This is a genomic window from Cyanobacteria bacterium FACHB-DQ100, from assembly GCA_014695195.1.
Classification (GTDB): Bacteria; Cyanobacteriota; Cyanobacteriia; order Leptolyngbyales; family Leptolyngbyaceae; genus Leptolyngbya.
This window is the reverse complement of the sequence record JACJNW010000025.1, coordinates 110712-128322: the sequence shown is the minus strand read 5'-3', so window position 1 is coordinate 128322 and position 17611 is coordinate 110712. Positions and strand designations below refer to the sequence as shown.

At 51.1% G+C, this 17611-nt stretch carries 14 protein-coding genes and 1 pseudogene; 9 read left to right on the top strand and 6 right to left on the bottom strand.

From position 1 onward, the window contains the following. Both H6F51_10415 and H6F51_10410 read right to left on the bottom strand, forming a co-directional pair. Nucleotides 1–1266, bottom strand: a 1266-nt coding sequence (locus H6F51_10415) for a hybrid sensor histidine kinase/response regulator (GenBank protein MBD1822901.1), incomplete at its 3' end; no start/stop codon positions are given. Between the two features lie 1355 nt (nucleotides 1267–2621). Beyond that, the gene (locus tag H6F51_10410; protein ID MBD1822900.1) at nucleotides 2622–2828 is read right to left on the bottom strand and encodes a hypothetical protein; all 207 of its coding nucleotides are present in this window, start codon (nucleotides 2826–2828) and stop codon (nucleotides 2622–2624) included. Between the two features lie 518 nt (nucleotides 2829–3346). Here H6F51_10410 and H6F51_10405 point away from each other — a divergent pair. The 7 genes and pseudogenes from H6F51_10405 (at nucleotide 3347) to H6F51_10375 (ending at nucleotide 8350) form a co-directional block, all read left to right on the top strand. Continuing rightward, on the top strand, nucleotides 3347–3805 hold the full coding sequence (locus tag H6F51_10405; protein ID MBD1822899.1) for a response regulator: 459 nt from the start codon (nucleotides 3347–3349) through the stop codon (nucleotides 3803–3805). Nucleotides 3806–4146: 341 nt separating this feature from the next. Further along, the gene (locus H6F51_10400) at nucleotides 4147–4503 is read left to right on the top strand and encodes a hypothetical protein (protein ID MBD1822898.1); all 357 of its coding nucleotides are present in this window, start codon (nucleotides 4147–4149) and stop codon (nucleotides 4501–4503) included. A gap of 867 nt (nucleotides 4504–5370) precedes the next feature. Beyond that, a pseudogene (locus tag H6F51_10395) lies at nucleotides 5371–6084 on the top strand (Crp/Fnr family transcriptional regulator). 29 nt (nucleotides 6085–6113) lie between these two features. Beyond that, complete coding sequence (locus H6F51_10390) at nucleotides 6114–6512, top strand: response regulator (protein ID MBD1822897.1); 399 nt, start codon at nucleotides 6114–6116, stop codon at nucleotides 6510–6512. 186 nt (nucleotides 6513–6698) lie between these two features. Next, nucleotides 6699–7109 carry a response regulator gene (locus H6F51_10385; GenBank protein ID MBD1822896.1) on the top strand — a complete coding sequence of 137 codons (411 nt, stop codon included), beginning with the start codon at nucleotides 6699–6701 and terminating at the stop codon, nucleotides 7107–7109. Between the two features lie 85 nt (nucleotides 7110–7194). Continuing rightward, nucleotides 7195–7893, top strand: coding sequence for a Crp/Fnr family transcriptional regulator (locus H6F51_10380; GenBank protein ID MBD1822895.1), 699 nt, complete (start codon nucleotides 7195–7197; stop codon nucleotides 7891–7893). A gap of 55 nt (nucleotides 7894–7948) precedes the next feature. Next, nucleotides 7949–8350 (top strand): response regulator transcription factor, encoded by a 402-nt coding sequence (locus tag H6F51_10375; GenBank protein ID MBD1822894.1) that lies wholly within the window; start codon nucleotides 7949–7951, stop codon nucleotides 8348–8350. Here the strand turns inward: H6F51_10375 and H6F51_10370 are convergent. From H6F51_10370 to H6F51_10355, 4 genes are all read right to left on the bottom strand, one after another. Further along, a complete protein-coding gene (locus H6F51_10370) occupies nucleotides 8344–11448 on the bottom strand; it encodes a PAS domain S-box protein (protein ID MBD1822893.1) in 3105 nt (1034 codons plus the stop codon). The genes H6F51_10375 and H6F51_10370 overlap by 7 nt on opposite strands. Then, a complete protein-coding gene (locus H6F51_10365) occupies nucleotides 11441–11689 on the bottom strand; it encodes a helix-turn-helix domain-containing protein (protein ID MBD1822892.1) in 249 nt (82 codons plus the stop codon). The genes H6F51_10370 and H6F51_10365 overlap by 8 nt, the downstream gene beginning before the upstream one ends. Nucleotides 11690–12527: 838 nt before the next feature. Beyond that, a complete protein-coding gene (locus tag H6F51_10360) occupies nucleotides 12528–13658 on the bottom strand; it encodes a response regulator (GenBank protein MBD1822891.1) in 1131 nt (376 codons plus the stop codon). Between the two features lie 2 nt (nucleotides 13659–13660). Next, entirely contained in the window at nucleotides 13661–15865 is a 2205-nt protein-coding gene (locus tag H6F51_10355; GenBank protein MBD1822890.1) for a CBS domain-containing protein, read from the bottom strand. A 327-nt stretch (nucleotides 15866–16192) separates the two neighbouring features. Here H6F51_10355 and H6F51_10350 point away from each other — a divergent pair, with 327 nt between their 5' ends. Together H6F51_10350 and H6F51_10345 are read left to right on the top strand one after the other, a co-directional pair. Further along, nucleotides 16193–16573 carry a response regulator gene (locus tag H6F51_10350; protein ID MBD1822889.1) on the top strand — a complete coding sequence of 127 codons (381 nt, stop codon included), beginning with the start codon at nucleotides 16193–16195 and terminating at the stop codon, nucleotides 16571–16573. A 274-nt stretch (nucleotides 16574–16847) separates the two neighbouring features. Then, nucleotides 16848–17561, top strand: coding sequence for a GAF domain-containing protein (locus H6F51_10345; protein ID MBD1822888.1), 714 nt, complete (start codon nucleotides 16848–16850; stop codon nucleotides 17559–17561). Nucleotides 17562–17611 lie beyond the last annotated feature (50 nt).

Below are 17611 nucleotides of genomic sequence, written 5' to 3'. Positions count from 1 at the left end.
AAAGCCAGCCTGAAGTGCAGCGGCTCGATCTTCGGCTCGAGCAAAGGCAGTCACAGCCAGCGCAGGAATTTGTCCCCCCTGATTCTCATCTAGCGCCCGCACCCGTTGCAGCAAGGACAGTCCATTCTCCTGGGGCATACCAATGTCGCTCACAAGGACATCTGGCTTGGAAACAGTCGCGTCGAGTAGATGCTGGAGCGCCGCCCGAGCTGATGCCACCGCCACCACTTCTGCGCCACAGTCCTGCAAAATACAGGTCACCAGCTCGCGCATATCTGCCTCGTCATCGACCACCAGAATGCGCAAGCCTTGCAACCCGGACAAGCAGGCAGAAATGGGCCTGGAGTCTGGAGTTTCAGTCGGAGTGGACGCAAGCGGAAGCTGAACAATAAAGGTTGCCCCTTGCCCCACTCCCGCACTTTCCGCCCCAACCGATCCGTTATGCAGGGTGACCAATTGCTGTACGATCGCCAGCCCCAATCCCAATCCTCCATACGTTCGAGTCGTGGAGGTTTCCGCTTGGCGAAAGCGGTCAAAGACATAGGGCAGAAAGTCCGGGGAGATGCCTTGCCCCGTATCGCTAACGATGATCGCCACCTTGTCAGTTTGAAACTCGAGTTTCACCTGAATCTGCCCGCCGTGCGGCGTGAACTTCACGGCATTCGTCAGCAAGTTCCACACAATCTGCTGCAATCGATCCGGGTCACCCAGCACTAGCCCAACTTCGGGAGCGAGGGTCGCGCGCAGCTCAATGCTTTTCTGACTCGCGCTCGGCTGCACTGAATCGAGAGCCGCTTGGATCACTTGCGTTAAGGTGGTCGGCTGCAGCGTCAGGCGCAGCTGTCCGCGAATAATCCGAGAAATATCAAGCAGGTCTTCGATCAGTTGCAGTTGCGCCCGGGCGCTGCGCTCGATCGTCTGCAGCGCTTGCTGGGTTCTCTCAGCCTCAAACTGACGAGTGCGCAACAAGCTCGTCCAGCCCAGGATTGCCGTGAGTGGGGAGCGCAGCTCGTGCGACAACACCGCGAGAAACTCATCTTTGACCTGGTTGGCAGCTTCGGCTTCTTGGCGAGCTGCTTGCTCACGCAGCAATAACTGGTCGCGCTCCACCTGGAGGCGTTGGCGCTCCTCAATTTCTCGTTGCAAGCGAGCGAGCAGATCCGCCTGATGCACCGCGATGCCAAACTGCTCGCCAATCTGCGCTAGGAGTTGAATCTCATCGGCTTGCCAAGCCCGAGGACCGCTGTTTTGATAGGCAGCGAGCAAACCCCAGAGCTGGTGCTCGACTAGAATCGGCACGATCGCAAACGACCGGGCTTGAAACTGCCTGAGTAACTGGAGGTGACAGTCTTGCAACCCTGCCTGATCAACATCTTCAAGGGCAAACGTCTCGCCGTGGCGGTACCGTCCGCCTTGAGTCTCTTGTAGATAGGTGTCTTCCCACAGGGGGTGAACGTCCGGTCCTACCAGTTTGACCCACGATGGAGCCACCCACTCTGCGATGAACGCCCCGCTCCAGTCCGAGTGGAAGCGATAGACCGCGACTCGGTCTGCCTGGAGGAACTGCGCGACTTCCTGGGTCGTAATCTCAAAAATGTCCCTCAGGTCAAGCGAACTCCGCACTCGAGCGACGACCCGCGCTAGGGCTTGCTGCTGCTGAAGCTGGTGGTGCGCTTGCGCCAGCATGTGCTTCAAGACATCAGGCGGTGTGGTCTCGGAGTCGGACGATTGCAAGATCTTGTGGAAGTCAGGGGTAGGGATCATACAGGCTGCACTCGAAGGGCGGTCAAGAACTGAGCTGGCTCAAATTCCAGAAAACGAGAAAAGTGGGTGCCTGTAAAGGTAACGTTACAAAACTTGTAGCTTTAGTGACTAAAGAGAAGCTGAAATACTGAGGTTGCGCTTTTGATGCCCGAGACCTGGATGCCCTGTCTAACTGCGCCGTCGCAGTGCAAGGAACGGGTGTACCCTCTAGCGGGCAAGATGCAGTGTTGCAATAAACACGGAATGTTGGCGACCTGTATCTAGTGTTGCTCTAGACGAGAAGTGCTGCATGTTCAGCAGTTAACCAAGATTTGGAAAAGTGAATTCAATGCCAAAAAGCGCTGATGCTCAGTGCACAGAGGTTCTAGCTTTTGGAAGGGAAATCAGGTGAAGTCCGTTAACTTTGATGCTTGCTCAAATGCTTTCGAATCCTTGCAGAGAGGATATACCAATATTTTGTAGCGCTTTCAATCCCTGCATTCTTATAAATAAAGACGCTCATTTATTGGAAGATGAATTGAACGATCGCACCGATGGGTGCGCGTCCCTCAGGCGAGTGCGGTCAGTTGGCTGAGGATAAGTTATTGTTTTGCCAAGGAATCTCCTGCTTTCCGAGTCCCCTGTACCACATTCAGCAACGTTCATCCTGGTCGCGCCAAGAAGTAACGGGTTTTGGCATCCTTGGGTAACACCTGAAGTTTGCTGAGAGGCGTATTCTGCCAATCGCACGGCTTCATGATGCTCGGATTGACTCGCGTGGGCTCTGCTACATGACGTGTTAGATGCAGCGATAGGCTCTTCCCAAGCTTTGGCGATTCAGAATTTTGGGCAGCTTCCATTTCAGTCGACAGGTCAGGTTAGATATTGACCCAACTTTTTAATGGTAAATGACGAATGCTAGCAGCAATTTGAGCAAAGTGTTGAGCCGACTCGTAAGACCTTGAACTAAACAGCACATGAGTGTTGGGATAATCCTGACAGCCTGGGTGTAGTTCAATGCCATGTTTGCTGAGATACACCGTAAAGAAAGAGGAATGAACTGGTACTGGCGCGAATTGAGACATGGTCCTGAAGTGCAAATAAAGCTGTGAAAAAGAGATGTCTCCTTGTTATCGCATGGCAATGTTCAAATTAATACCTGTCATTTGGTAGAAATGCTGAGAAAGCGCAGGATGTTTGATGTCTATTCCCGTTGTCGTGTTCTACACTTTTGGGCCCTTACAGAGTTTTGAGACGGTTGCATCGCAAAAACAGCAATCAGAAGGTTCAGGGAGCTTTAATTTCTGAACTTTCTTGACATGTTCAGCGGTCACAGTGTTAGTAGATTCTCAGCGCCATTGCAATTGCACCTTCTCCTGGTAGCCTGAATCGAGAGAAAGGATTAGTTGCAGGAATGCATCAAGATGTATTTGAGTCCCGGGGCTATTCAGACTGGATGGGCGCGATTGCTCAAGGGATGCAGTGGCGAGACAGGTACCCCTCAAGCTAGTCCTCCAGCCTGTTCTGTCTTTAGGTAGTTTCCATCTTCTGTTTCGATAGATAAGAACGGTTATAGAACGAAGGTGGCCCAGGAGACGTGGGGATGAATCGCATTGCAATTATTGATGACAACGAGGCTTGGTGCTTTGTGCTAGCCCTACGGTTACAGCAGCTGGGCTATGTCACGTCTGCGTTTACTCAAGTTCAAGCCTTCCTGCCTCAAATGGATCAATTTGACTTAGTGCTGGTGGATTTCTCAATGCCGACTCCAGCTTACCAACGCAGCATGGACGGACCCGAATTGATTTGTCGGATACACCAGCAGCTAGAGACGCCACCGCTGCTCGTCCTCATTTCCAGTTTTTTCACCCCAGACCTCCTCGACCAAGCTGCAGACCTTTGTCCCGAGGCCGATGCTGTGCTGAGTAAGCAGACCGATACCTCCGAACTCTTCGCTCAGATTCAGCACCTCCTTGCCCGTCGAACCGGAGCCCGAGAGAAGGAAGACTGGGTGCTGCAACCTGGGGCATCCGCTAGGGCTGAAGGTGAGAGTTCTGGCTAATGACTGAGATTTCTCTCCTGCCATCGGACAGAAATTGAAGTGATCCGCAGGGCAGAGGAGCTTGCGGAATCCGCTCGATAACCTGGAACCGTTCACGTTCCACGGCTGACGCTATCCCCTGCTCTCAAGACTTGTATCTACCAAACTTGAATCGATGTTCAGCGCCCTCATGTGGCGCTTAATGAGGGATAGAAGCGCTGGAACGTGACTCTACTGTCATCACTATCCCGCAAGGAGAAACAGCAATGCTTCCACTTGCTTTAATCCGCCCAAAAAGGTTCCTGCTCGCCATCGCGGCGCTCTTCCCCATCACCCTGCTGAGCACGAGTCCTCGAGTTCCTTTGGCTCAAGCCCGGCTTGCTGCAACACCTGATTCCGCAACGCTTCCGGACGGGGTTTACCTCTATAGCAATTCCCCTAAGCCGAATCAGGTCAGCCAAAACTATGTTGTGTTTGAACGGCACCAGGGCAAAGTCGTGGGGGCCTTTTACTCGCCCCAATCGGAGTTCACCTGTTTTGCTGGTGAACTCGAGGGAACACAATTAGACGTGGAGGAACAAGTCCCGGAGGAGGTCAAACCCCAAGCTGTCAGGGCAGAATTAGCTCAGTTATATCCGCTTCAGACCATTAGTGCGAATGACCACCGCATGCTCAGGATGTGTCAGCAAGCGACTACTGCTTTGGCAAATCCTTCTTAAGGCAACTGGCGAGGAGGATGGGGATTGAGCGTCATCACTTTTCTAAGTGAGCATAGACGCACTTTGAGACCACACTAGGCAGTTAAAATTAGGGGAGCGATTCAGGACTATCAAGTGCAGCGTCACTGGCGGGTTGGCGACAGCTAGGAATCCCGCCCCACTACCGATCATAATTGTCGTGACACCTATGATCAGAGCCGAAAGCTATATCTGGCGCGAAATCTGTGTTATCAACCTTTAGGGATATCATTAGCTATTTAAAAAACCGTTAACGAGACAGAGCTTTTGCATAGCAGGCAGTACAGCTTATTTCGGTGCTTAGCTTTAATAAACAGATTTGAGAGCCATAATAAATATTTGAAGCGATATGACTCAGTCCTACTGCCCTATAAACAGTTGGGTTTATTTAATTTACACTAGTCGTCGAAAAGTGCTGTTGCTCTTGGAAAGCACAGAGGGTCTAGCTTTCGGAGAGGGAAGCAGGTGAGATCGGTTAATTTTAATGCCTGCTCAAATCTCGTAAATTACCGTTAAGACAGAGTGGAAAGAGCTTTCAGCCTTTATAACACTTATGTTCTAATAAATAGAAAAGCTTATTTATTAGAAATCAGTGGTCAATAGTTTCTAACGGTATTGATGCTCTTTCAAGCCGAATCCGGCTTTTTCAGGCTTTTTCCCGAGCGACAAAATCTGCCTGAATTTAGTATCAGCAATACTCACAGCCAATTGTGGAACGGTTGGTAGATGACAAGGAGATATCCGGTAAGAGTGGGAGAAACCTTTTGCTTAGCAGATGATTTCTAACTTGTGTTGGATGTGCTCCCTATCGCGACGAAGTAAGCTGCTAAGACAAACTGTGAGGGCGCTATGACCGCTCAAAACCGCTTGCTCAGTGCGATGCCTCAAGCTCTAGGTGACAAGCTTGCTCCACACTTGAAACAAAAGGCGTTGTCAAAAGGAGATCGTCTGCACAATCCCGGTGAACCGATCCACACACTTTACTTTCCGCTCAACTGTGTTCTTTCTATCACCACCACGATGAAGGATGGCACAACTGCTGAGACGGGAGTGGTCGGTCAGCGTGAAGTGATTGGGATTAATGCCTTTATGGGCGGTCGAGAAACAACACAAACCACCTACATTGTGCAGATTCCAGGTAGCGCTCTGAAGATTGATGCTCGGATTTTGCGAGAAGAGTTTGATCGCAATCAAGACTTGCGTGATGTGCTGCTGCGCTACACTCAAGCCTTTATCGCCCAGATCTCGCAAACCACCGCCTGCAACAGCCTCCATAGGATAGACCAACGCTTGGCTCGCTGGCTCTTAGAAGCGCATGACCGAGTTGAGGGGGACGATCTAGATCTGACCCAGGAATTTATCGCAGATATGCTGGGGGTACGCCGGGCGGGTGTTACCCAAACCGCCCAATCGCTTCAGGAGCGCGATTTGATTCGTTACCACCGGGGGCACATTCATATCCTGGATTGATCGAGGCTAGAAGCCTTTTCCTGCGAGTGTTTTCAAACGGTCAAGGATGAATACGATCGCTTGCTGGGTCTCGCTCATGAAGAACCCTCGTAACGTTATGTGTTTGGCAAAGTCAGCGGGATATGGAACTGAGATCAGCAACCGTAAAAGTTATCTTGCTTGTTGAGCCGGACGATGCAGTCCGTCCCGCTCTTCGAGACAACTTGCACCAGTGGGGTTATCTTGTGACGGTAACTTTGGATGGCGCAGATGCGCTCCAGCGAACTCGGTATAGCGGTGAGTCCTTTGATCTGATTCTGATCAATCAGTTCAAGCAGTCGATCGACGAAACGGTTGACCTGGGGCGGCAGATTCGTCAACACGCCGATCATTTTCGCCGGATTCCAATTGTGGTGATGGCTGAGAAGTATGGTCCCGAATTGGAAGGGAAAGATATCCAGGTCGGGGAAAGCGAGTACGTGACGTATCTTGAGGATGGGCAACAGTTAAAACATCTTCTCCACACCCTTTGCCCCCTTTAGCGACATTGGCATTTCCCCATCCTCGCGGTGGGACATTTTCCGTTGGTACGGTTTCGTACTGAACTCGATCTTTCCAGCCACTACGATGGAGACAGTTGAGCAACTCAACCGCATTGCTTCTGGGGAAAGCAGGGACTGCTCACTTTGTGTTCCATGGTTTCTTACTTTGTCGTGGGCTACCCGAATATGTGTCATTCTGCTTTACTGCCAAATGGTTTACGAGTGCTGGTCGTCGATGCAAACGCTGATTCATCTGAGCTACTGACGCTCTTGTTTGCTTCCTATGGTGTGGAGACGACGACAGCAACTTGTGTCCGCGAAGCGATTCAGCAGATTCACCAAACTCGTCCCGATCTCCTAATCAGCGAGCTTGCCCTGCCCCAGGAGGATGGATATGCGCTCATCCGCCAAGTGCAAGCGCTTGAGACAACTTTCAACGTCCGAATTCCTGCAATCGCTGTGACCGTCTATACCAGAACAACCGATCGGCTTCAGGCGCTCAGCGCCGGATTTTCCCGACACTTATCCAAGCCGATCGATTTCGACGAGCTGATTGCGACCGTGGCAAGCGTGACTGAGAAGGTTGAAGCGGTCTAGCAAATTCCTGTTTCGGCAATCTTTGACCTTTGATTCTGGGCTGTGTTCTACGAAGAGCCTCTCCAACTCACCTTTTGAGGCTGTTATGACCCCTGACAGTCAAATATTAGCGACGCTTTCGGCTGAGGTGTTCGATCGACTGGCACCGCATCTCCAGCCAGTCAGCTTAGAGCAAGGCAAAGTCATCTACCGACCTGGCGACTCTATATCCTATCTTTATTTTCCGATCGACAGTCTCTTCTCAGTCACGATCACGATGAAAAATGGGGCGGTCGCCGAGGTCGGTATGGCCGGCAGTCGGGATGTGGTCGGCATTCACGCCTGCTTGGGCAGCCGTGAAGCGGCACAGACGGATGTCTTTGTTCAAGTTGCAGGGAACGCCATGAAGATCGAGGCTCAGGTGATGCGACAAGAATTTAACCGGAACGACGAACTGCGCGATGTGCTGCTGCGCTACACTCAGGTGTTTCTGGCACAGGTCTCTCAGACCGCGGCTTGCAATGCGCTCCACCCGCTCGAGCAACGACTGTGCCGGTGGCTACTCGAAGCCCAATGGCAACTCAACTCCAGCTATTTGCCTTTGACGCAGGAGTTTCTCTCGATCATGCTCGGCGTGCGGCGACCCGGGGTGACGCAGACGGCTCAAAGTCTTCAAGAAAGAAGCTTGATTCAATATCGGCGTGGCAGTGTGCACATTCTCAATCAGACAGGGTTAGAAGCGAGTGGCTGCGAATGTTTCAAAACCATCAAAGCTCAATACCAGCGATTACTGGCCGAGCAATAACGCGGCAAGCCAGGTCCGCTGACATCCAGTTGTTAATTATGAAGAAGTGAAAGACATGCATCAGACCACCACAAACACCGCTCGTATCCTCGTCCTGGAACCCGATGATAACGTCCGACCGATGCTGAAGCATAATCTGCAAGCCTGGGGCTATCAGGTGATGATGGCGCTCGATGCAGAGAATGCCATTCAGCGCACCCAGGGAGGGCAAGACTGCTTTGATCTGATTTTGATTAATCAGATGGACCAAACGATCGATGAATGCAGGGCAATTGGGCAGCAGATTCGCCAAAATTCAGGAGTAGACAGCCGTGCTCCAATTATTATCCTGGCTGAACGCTATGGGGCAGACCTTGAGGGGCAAGATATCGAGATCGGTGACCATGAATATGTCAGCTATCTCGAAGACGGACAACAGTTGAAACGCCTTCTCCAGCGGTTGTGTCTCGTCTATTGACGCGGGTTTTGCTTCAGCAATTCTGCAATCGTCTGGACTAACATCCCTGGATCAACGGGTTTAGCCAGATGCCGTTGAAACCCTGCCGCGATCGCCTGCTGATAATTGATCTCCCCAGCATAAGCAGTGAGCGCAATGGCAGGAATCGCTCTCCGCTTCTCAGGGGGCAGCGATTCCTGCTGCAACGCCTCGAAGCACCGTACTTGCTCCATTAGCATATAGCCATCTATTTCCGGCATCCCGATATCACTGAGTAATATATCCGGTTGCGATTCGTTGAACACTGTCAACGCTTCCTCGGCGGACCTGGCTGTGATCACTGTTGCCCCATCTTGTTCCAGGACGAACGCAGCAACCTCTAACGCATCGGGCTCGTTATCGACCACTAAAATTTGAGTCCCGTGCAAACTGCAAGCCGCTTCAGAGGGTTGGCTTTCTGGAGTGGTTGTGGATTGAGCGAGCGTCAGCGGCAGTCTCACCGTAAATGTTGCCCCCTGCGCTTCCCCAGGACTTTCTGCCCACACCGTTCCCCCATGCGCCTCCACAATCTGACGCACGATCGCTAATCCCAGTCCCAGTCCGCCAAACCGTCGAGTTGTCGCTCCATCCGCTTGCCGGAAGTAGTCAAACACGTGCGGCACAAAGCTGGGCGGAATCCCCACACCTGTGTCTCTCACCCGAATCTGAGCCTGGTTATCCAACCGTTCTAAGTGCACCTCGACCTGCCCTTGTTCCGGGGTGAACTTAATCGCGTTCGAGAGGAGATTCCAAACAACTTGTTGTAGACGGGTGGCATCTCCTAGGATCGATGGAATTTGAGAATCAAGTCTGGTCTCGATCGCAATCGACTTTGCTTGGGCAGCCAACTGCACCGTTTCTAAGGCAGCGCGAATTGTCACCGCTAAGTTGACCTGACCCATATTCAAACTCAGTTTGCCTTGCAGAATCCGGGAAACATCCAGCAGATCCTCAACCAGTTGGGCTTGCAGCTTGGCATTGCGTTCGATCGTGTTCCAGGCTTTTTCGGTTCTGGCTGCATCCATATTTCCTCTGCGGATCATTTGCAGCCAACCGAGAATCGGGTTCAGCGGTGAGCGCAACTCATGCGAGAGCACTGCCAAAAACTCGTCTTTCATTCGGTTGGCTTCCTGCGCCTGCTGGTAGAGTCGGGCATTATCGAGTGCCAACGCTGCCCGTCGTCCTAATTCTTCTGCCACTGCCAAGTCGGACTGAGTGTAGTGACGATTCGAGTCTGCGGTGGAGCAAACCGTTAGAGCTCCAAGCGTTCGCCCATGGGCAATCAGGGGCACAGTGATCAGCGATCGCACCTGCAAGTCACGGATGAATTGCAAATGCTCGGCACTGATCGCTGCGGCTTGCATCCATGTTTCGCTCATGTGAGCAACAAGGTTGGCATGACCTGTGGCAACAACGGTGGAGATCGGGTGGTTCTCACGGTCTTGAGGCGGCGTATAGCGTTGCACCTGCTCAAACCAATCCCGCTTGGTCGGATCGCCGTGATGCCATGCCATTCGTTCGATCTGGTGATTGGGATTGAGAATGTCAAAGAAACAAACGTCAGCCAGAAACGGCACAGCTAACTGCGCGATGTTAAATAACGTGATTTTGTAGTCAAGGGTTCCGGCCAGGACAGAACTCGCTCTGGATAGAAACTGCTCCCGCTCTTGGGCTTGATGTGCTCCGGTGATGTCTCTCAGAATCTTGACCAATCCCTGAAGGTTTCCTGCTTCGTCTCGCAGTTGCATCATGAAACCACTGGCGAAGAATCGGCTTCCATCTTTACGAACGTGCCAGCGGTCATCCTCTGCTCGTTCTTGAGTCAGCGCCGTCTGAAGTTCCTCATCGGCTTTTCCAGCCTCATTGTCCTCGGGGGTAAAGATAATGCGACCGAGTTGACCGATAATTTCTGCCTCTTTGTAACCGAGCAGCCGTTCGGCTCCAGGGTTCCAACTGGTGATGTGCCCATCCAGGTCCAACGTAAAGATGGCATAGTCTCTTACACTCTCGACAATCAGACGAAAGCGCGATTCGCTCTCTCGCAAGGCTGTCTCTGCTTGCAGACGTTTAATTTTGTCTCGTTTGCGCTCAGTAATGTCGCGAAAATAAAGACTGAAACCCACCTTACAGGGATAAGTATGGATCTCTAGCCACCGCTGCGAAGCTTCATCAAACGTCTCGAAGTGGATTTCCTCTGGTGCTGCAACAGTCCGACGATAAGCTTGTTCCATCACCGTGGCGATGACCTCAGGCGGGGAACTGCTTCGTGTTGCTCCAGACTGCAACGCTTGGCGCGTCTTACCTATCATTTCCTCAGGGTGCAGTTTGGTTAACCGGGCAGCCTCTTGATTGGCATAGGTAATGCGCCAGTCTTGATCAACACAGATAAAAGCATCAGTAATACTTTCCAGAATTTCAATCGCGCGTTGTGCCGATTCATCTAAGGCTTGACGGGTGGCTTCGGCTTCTCGCCAGGCAGATTGCTCCCGCTGCAAGGCAACTTCTGCCGTTTGCCGCAGCTGAATACTGTGTAGGGCAGCCGCGGTAAAGTCCGCCAGACTCGTCATAATCCGCACGTCTTCAGCATCAAACTGTCGGGCTGCGTTATGGGACACGATCCAAATGACGCCTAAGGGTTGAGATGCACCTATTAACGGAATACCCAACCCTTCAACGACTGGAGGGTTCGCTTGCTCGAAGTCGGGGAAATAGCGCTCCGGATGGGTATAAAGTTGAGGTGATTGGCGGTCTAGACAGGTGCCACAAGGACTAAAGTTTCTCGGCGCTGTCCTGCCCTCGTAATCGGCTAGGGCTCCCGCGACGGCAACCCAGCGAAAGACTTCTTCTCCATTGGCAGTCACCTCGAGTAAACTCACGCCAGCACTTCCTGCCTGACACAGCTCCTTCGCGACAGCCACTAAGGTTCTTAGCATCGTTTGTGGGTGTTCTGCGAGTTGCCGCGCCAGCGCATGGAAAGCCTGCGTTTCAGCTTGTAAGTTAGGGGTTCTGGACGGCCTTTGGGCTAAGACCTCGGTAATAAAGATATCCTCCAGACTAACGGACGATCTCGATTCAGGCATCCAACTCTCCCTTTAAGAAATACCGGCGTAACAGAACTTGCCCGGGTTCCCCAAGTGTTTTCAGTTGAGCTTCGATCAGCTTCAGAGCCATCAGTGAAGGCAGGCTATGTCCCCGCTCCCACCGATTCACGGTTTTGAAAGACACGCCCAATTCGGCTGCAAACTTCTCCTGCGACAGATTGAGATGCTGCCGCAGCTGACGGATTAAGTCTGGGATGGGCAAGGATGTTGTCAGGGTCATTGCTACTCCGATTACTTGTATCACCCTAGGACAGACGGGATAACGCAGCCTACAACCCTGAGAAAGAGTTTGAAAGCAGGTTTTGATTGGGGTGATTCAAGCCGTTGAGGACGTTTTCCTTGAACAGTGCTTGGCTCGATTGGCTTGATAGATAACGGCTACTTCTAAGCTTTGCGCCCGGTACAAACTGCCCTCAAACCCAAAAGAGACCCTGATATATAGCTGTAGCGACGACAAAGGATAGCTATCGACGTCTAGTCTGACTTTTATAATAGCTCGATATTCCGTGCTTACTGTGCAAAAGACTTAAAAAGATAGTGGCTGAGTCTCTGCATGTTCAGCAGTTAACCAAGATTTGGAAAAGTGAATTCAATGCCAAAAAGCGCTGATGCTCAGTGCACAGAGGTTCTAGCTTTTGGAAGGGAAATCAGGTGAAGTCCGTTAACTTTGATGCTTGCTCAAATTCTTATAAATCCTTTCCAAAGCGCTCTATCAGCTGTTTTCAATGTTTCTATTATTCACATTTAAATGGAAATGCTTATTTGTTGGAGATTAACACTCAACTAATTGGTTTTTGCTGAAGCTGTTTTAGCAATAAAAACAATCTGCTGACTTTTGTCTGAGTATTATTTGAGCGCTTGCTATTGAACGAAGATGGCACAAGTCTGCCTGACACTCGATAGTAACAACGCATCAAGCGGATTTGATACTAGGGTGCATCCTTGATTGACATATACTCACTTCCATTTGAGCAACGGGTCGTCGCAATTTCTCGACTAAATAGAAGGGCTAATGGCTCAATCTAAGTCAAGCGAAGTCCCCCTAGGAATGCCTCTTCTCAACCTGAAACCGTTCTTTGCAGTTGGCTATTTACGGGCTCATGCTGGGGGAGTTGAACAATAAAAGTGGTTCCGGCACCCACTTCACTCTCAACCGCAATCTGCCCCCCCTGCAAGTCCACGCATCGTTTTACCATCGTCAGCCCCAATCCCGTACCCGGAACCTTTCCTACGTTGCTCGCCCGCTGAAACGGTTCAAATAGATGCCGTTGTGCCTCCAGGGGAATACCAATTCCCGTGTCTCGAACTTGGAGGGTGACCTGTTGATCTGTGCAAACGAGATCTAAATAAACCAGGCTGCTTCCGAGGGAATACTTGATGGCGTTGGAGAGGAGATTGGTGAGCGTGTGTCTCAGAAGCTTTTGATCGAGGTAAGCCCGCTCACAGTCCCCTTGATAATGGAACACGATGCGCTGATGAGCACCCGCGCTAAATTGGATTTCCTCCACCAAGCGCTGACAGAACTGCTCCAAATCCAAAGGCGCAGGCTCGAACTTCAAACTGCCGCCTTCAACGCGACCAATCTCCAATAAATCGTTTAACAACTGGTCCATCGACCGAACCGACTGTTGAATCATGTACAAAAACTCTCGGCGTCGCTCCTCGGGCAAATTGGACTCACGCTCCAGCATTTGAGCACATCCCAGGATCGAGGTCATCGGGTTGCGAATTTCATGCGCCGCCATCGACCAAAACCGGGATTTCAACTCGCTCAACTCCTTCTCTTTCTCTAAAGCAACGCGAATGGCAGTTTCTGATAATTGGCGGCGGAGGGCGACTTCGATCGCCACATGCAAGTCCCGCTCGTCAAACGGTTTCACAATATAGCCAAAGGGTTCGGTCGCTTTTGCACGTTGTAAGGTCGCTTCATCAGCGTAAGCCGTTAAATAAATAACGGGCGTCTCATACTCGGTGCGAATGTGCTCTGCGGCTTCGATGCCATCCATCGGACCCTTGAGCCGGATGTCCATTAAGACTAGATCCGGTCGGACTTCTGCAACCTTTTCAATCGCTGCTTCTGCAGAGGCAACCGAGGCGGGAACGACATACCCCAACTTCTTCAAGCGCTTTTCGATATCGCGAGCAACAATGCGTTCATCCTCCACAACTAAGATTTTTTCAGCAGCCATAATTATGCCTTCCCGGTATTGTCTAGTTCTGAAAATGTGATTGTCAAAGTCGTTCCCGATTCTACAGTTCGATCCAGATCGATCGTGCCCTCGAGTTGCCCAGTGAAGACGCAGACTAATTCCAAGCCGAGGGAATCGGTGTTGCGAAAGTCCAGATCTGGTGGAAAACCAACCCCATTATCGCGAACGGTTAAGGTCAATCGATGATCTGCAGTGGGAACAATTTCAACCCGGATTTCATTGTCGGGGGCTGGAGTGGGAAAGGCATGTTTCAAGGCATTGGACACAAGCTCATTGATGATCAAGCCACAAGGAATGGCGGTATCAATGTTGAGCCAAACCCCTACCGCTTCAGTTTGTAACGTGGCGGCTTTGGCATTCGCCGCATAGGATCGCAGCAAGTTGTCTGCTAAATCTCGAATGTAGTCCTCAAAGTTGATTTTGAGCAGATTACTCGATTGATGCAGCTTCTCATGAATCAGTGCCATTGAGCGGATGCGATTTTGGCTGTCCTTGAACAAGGCGAGAACCTGGTCATCCTTGATGTAATCCGATTGCAGTCGTAATACGCTTGAGATCACCTGGAGATTGTTCTTGACTCGGTGATGAATTTCCTTCAGCAAGACTTCTTTTTCTTTCAGGGATAGCTTAAGCTGCTCCTCGGTGCGTCGGCGCTCCTGCAATTCGGTCTGAACTTGCTGATACAGCTCGGATTGCTGAATCGCGATCGCGATATGTGTGGCGAGTTGCTTGAGAAGTTCTACTTCAAATTCACGCCAGCGTCTAGGTCCAGCACAGTGATAGGCACACAATAACCCCCATAGATGGTCTCCCTGTAGAATCGGAACGACCAGGCTGGCTCGTACATCGTAGATCACCAAAATATCGATATGACACTGAGTTAACCCTGCCGTGTAAATGTCATCGCAAACTTGGGTTTGTCCCCGTTTATAGGCGTGGGCATAATTTTGTGCAAAGCACGTATCCTGAATCCTACTGTGAAGCGCAGGTCTCCAACCGTCTGCGACCGACTCGACCACGACAGTGCCGCTCCAGTCGGGGTGGAACTGGTAGATAATTACCCGATCTGTTTTAAGGAATTGTCGAACTTCCTCGACGCTCCTTTGCAGGATATCGGTTAGGTTGAGAGATTCCCGAATATGGAGTGCCATCGCAGCGAGAATTTGGCTGCACTGTAACTGTTCGAGCAAGCCGGTTGGATTTTCGAGTAGCTGAAGATCAAGATCGGGTCGCGGGTCTGGGTCAGCTTTGGTTTTTGAAACCTCAAACTGCTCGATCGATCTCTGTAGCTGATCCACGGCGCTGTGCATCTCGTTGAGGTCCAGCGTCTCAAGAAAACTCGTCAGCGAGACAATGCCTAACAGGTTTCCTTCAGTGGCACATACCCCAAATCGCTGCACTTTGGCTTGCTGCATTTCCCAGTAAGCCACTAATACTGACTCTGAGGCGGGGAAGCACAGGAATGGAGCACTCATTACTGCTTGGGCTGGGATCTGTGATAACTCTAGCCCCAAAGACCAAAGCTGAAGCACGTGCCGCCTAAGTAGTAATCCAACTTGGGCATCAGGCTGCATCTCCTCGCCCGCTGTGAGGATAATACACTCCACGTCATGCTCAACCATCAGTTGAGCCAACTTAAGTACAGACGTAGTAGATGGAGCTTGTATCACGGGTGGAAACACAATTTCGGCTAACGGCTTTGACTTTAGGAATTCATCGAGCGGTAAGATCGCACGAAGACTCGCTGGAGTGATGAGTCCGAGCCATTGCCCATGATCATCCACGACGGGGAGGTGATGGATTCGATGCTGACGCAATTGAGCGAGCGCCGTAAAAACCGTTTGATCCCTAGATGCAGTGCAGCAAATGACCGGTTGCCGTGCAACATCAGTCATAGTCGTTGCTGTTAAGTCTTGCCCTGACACAATTGCTCCGATCGCATCTCGCTCGGCAAATACGCCCAGCAGCTGCGTTCCTTCGACGACCAGAAGCCCACTTGCACGAGCTTCGCTCATCAAAGTGGTGTTGAGCGAGAGCTCCAATCCTGGAAGTACGCAACTGCTCTGCGCTTTGCTCATCATCGCGATCGCCTCGCTCAGGGAGGTGTCTGGAGACACGGTCAAGGCACGGCGATCAAGGGCAGCGTCTAAAGCGAGGAAAGAAGTGGATGGGTTTTGCGGGTGCATAAAGCGATGAATGTTGAGCAGCAGGACTCGAACCAGGGACGTTTCGCTGAGCCGAGTAGAGCGAATATCACTCAACGCAGGAGGATTGAATTAACTTTTATATAAGCGATAACGACCGCGTTGCAAATATTTCGCTTGATGGAGCTTTATACGATTTGCCAGCCTAAACCAGGTAAGCTTGGTTATTTCAATCCTTTCGATAAGTAATACATTTCGTTAAGCACCTACAAATCGCTAGAATTCCTCGATGATATAGAGAGAGAGGTGAAGGTGCTAAGTATCAACCTTCGCCATCGCTTTTAACCTTTCATCAATTCTGAGTTCAACATGGAGGAGCAAGGGAGGCGCATTCTCATCGTAGACGGCTCGTGGGATAACTTGTGGGTCTTGCAAGTGTTTTTAGCAGACGAAGGATATCAAGTCGAAGTTGCCAATAGTGGGGAGTCTGCGCTAGCTCAAGCGTCCGCCTTCTCTCCCAACGTGATGCTGCTCGATTTCATGATGCCTGGACTGGACGGTGCTCAAGTGATCCAGCGGATTCGACAACATCCTGTGCTGAATGCACTTCCGATTCTGCTAATGACGGCTCACCAGGCAGGGAATGAAGGGTTTGCTGCTGCGATAGGAGCCGATGGCTTTATTCCAAAACCGATTGAGTTCGACAAGCTGCTTGACCGAATTCGAGGGCTGCGAAAAGCAACACTTTAACCCAAGCATCAGGTTCGTTTCCAATGAGATGACCCAATGCTTGCAGCCTCCTGCTTTTGAAGCGAAGAGGACTTGGGCACACTATCTGTGTTAAGCACTATCACGTTTTCTCGTGTTTCTCTGCTTAATCGCTATGGTCAATAAGTATGAGATTAAACGTTAGTGACTGTTCTGCCTGAGAACGAGCAGGGAGTAGCCCTCTCAGCGTTTAGTTGCATAGAAAATACTATTGGCGCCAGCAACCTTGGTTGCAGGACAAACAGAGGTCCATGTGATGAAAGTACGAAAACCGGCTCAAGAAGCCGCGAGACTGGAAGCGCTGAGACAATACCGCATCTTAGATACCCCTGCAGAGCAGTCCTATGATGACTTCACCTTACTAGCCTCGTTCATCTGCGAGGTTCCGATCGCCTTAATTAGCCTCGTCGATGCAGAGCGGCAGTGGTTCAAGTCGAAGGTGGGCTTAGAGGTAGATGAAACCGCTCGGAATCTCGCGTTTTGTGGACATACTATCTTGAGTCCCGAAACCCTAGTGGTGAACGATGCCCTGCTGGACGAACGGTTTATGGACAATCCACTCGTCACCGATGATCCAAGGATTCGGTTTTATGCCGGTGCACCGCTGATTACTCCCGAAGGACATGCGCTTGGTTCGCTTTGTGTCATCGATCGACGGCCCCGAGCGTTATCCACGCCCCAGAAGCTGGCTCTGGAAGCACTGGCGCGGCAGGTGATTGCCCAGCTCGAGTTGCGGCGAGTGTTAGCGAGTTTAACTGAAGCCCTTCACCAGATCGATCTGATGGAAGGATTAATTCCCATTTGCTCTTACTGCAAAAGCATTCGAGATGACCAAGGCTATTGGTCCAGCGTTGAAAAGTTCATCAAGCAGCATTCAGACGTGAATTTTACCCACGGGATTTGCGACGCATGTCTGCAACAGCAATTCCCCGAGGTCGCAAAAAAGCTCTTGCTCGAAGACCCTCAATAAGTTGAAGGACCGGGCATTTGGGCTCAGCCAAACGAGTTGAAGCAGACTAT

Coding starts and splice junctions, on each gene's coding strand:
- H6F51_10365 (MBD1822892.1), bottom strand. CDS start 11,689: ATGACCCTGACAACATCCTTGCCCATCCCAGACTTAATCCGTCAGCTG.
- H6F51_10370 (MBD1822893.1), bottom strand. CDS start 11,448: ATGCCTGAATCGAGATCGTCCGTTAGTCTGGAGGATATCTTTATTACC.
- H6F51_10380 (MBD1822895.1), top strand. CDS start 7,195: ATGACCCCTGACAGTCAAATATTAGCGACGCTTTCGGCTGAGGTGTTC.
- H6F51_10350 (MBD1822889.1), top strand. CDS start 16,193: ATGGAGGAGCAAGGGAGGCGCATTCTCATCGTAGACGGCTCGTGGGAT.
- H6F51_10390 (MBD1822897.1), top strand. CDS start 6,114: ATGGAACTGAGATCAGCAACCGTAAAAGTTATCTTGCTTGTTGAGCCG.
- H6F51_10385 (MBD1822896.1), top strand. CDS start 6,699: ATGTGTCATTCTGCTTTACTGCCAAATGGTTTACGAGTGCTGGTCGTC.
- H6F51_10360 (MBD1822891.1), bottom strand. CDS start 13,658: ATGGCTGCTGAAAAAATCTTAGTTGTGGAGGATGAACGCATTGTTGCT.
- H6F51_10355 (MBD1822890.1), bottom strand. CDS start 15,865: ATGCACCCGCAAAACCCATCCACTTCTTTCCTCGCTTTAGACGCTGCC.
- H6F51_10345 (MBD1822888.1), top strand. CDS start 16,848: ATGAAAGTACGAAAACCGGCTCAAGAAGCCGCGAGACTGGAAGCGCTG.
- H6F51_10405 (MBD1822899.1), top strand. CDS start 3,347: ATGAATCGCATTGCAATTATTGATGACAACGAGGCTTGGTGCTTTGTG.
- H6F51_10375 (MBD1822894.1), top strand. CDS start 7,949: ATGCATCAGACCACCACAAACACCGCTCGTATCCTCGTCCTGGAACCC.
- H6F51_10410 (MBD1822900.1), bottom strand. CDS start 2,828: ATGTCTCAATTCGCGCCAGTACCAGTTCATTCCTCTTTCTTTACGGTG.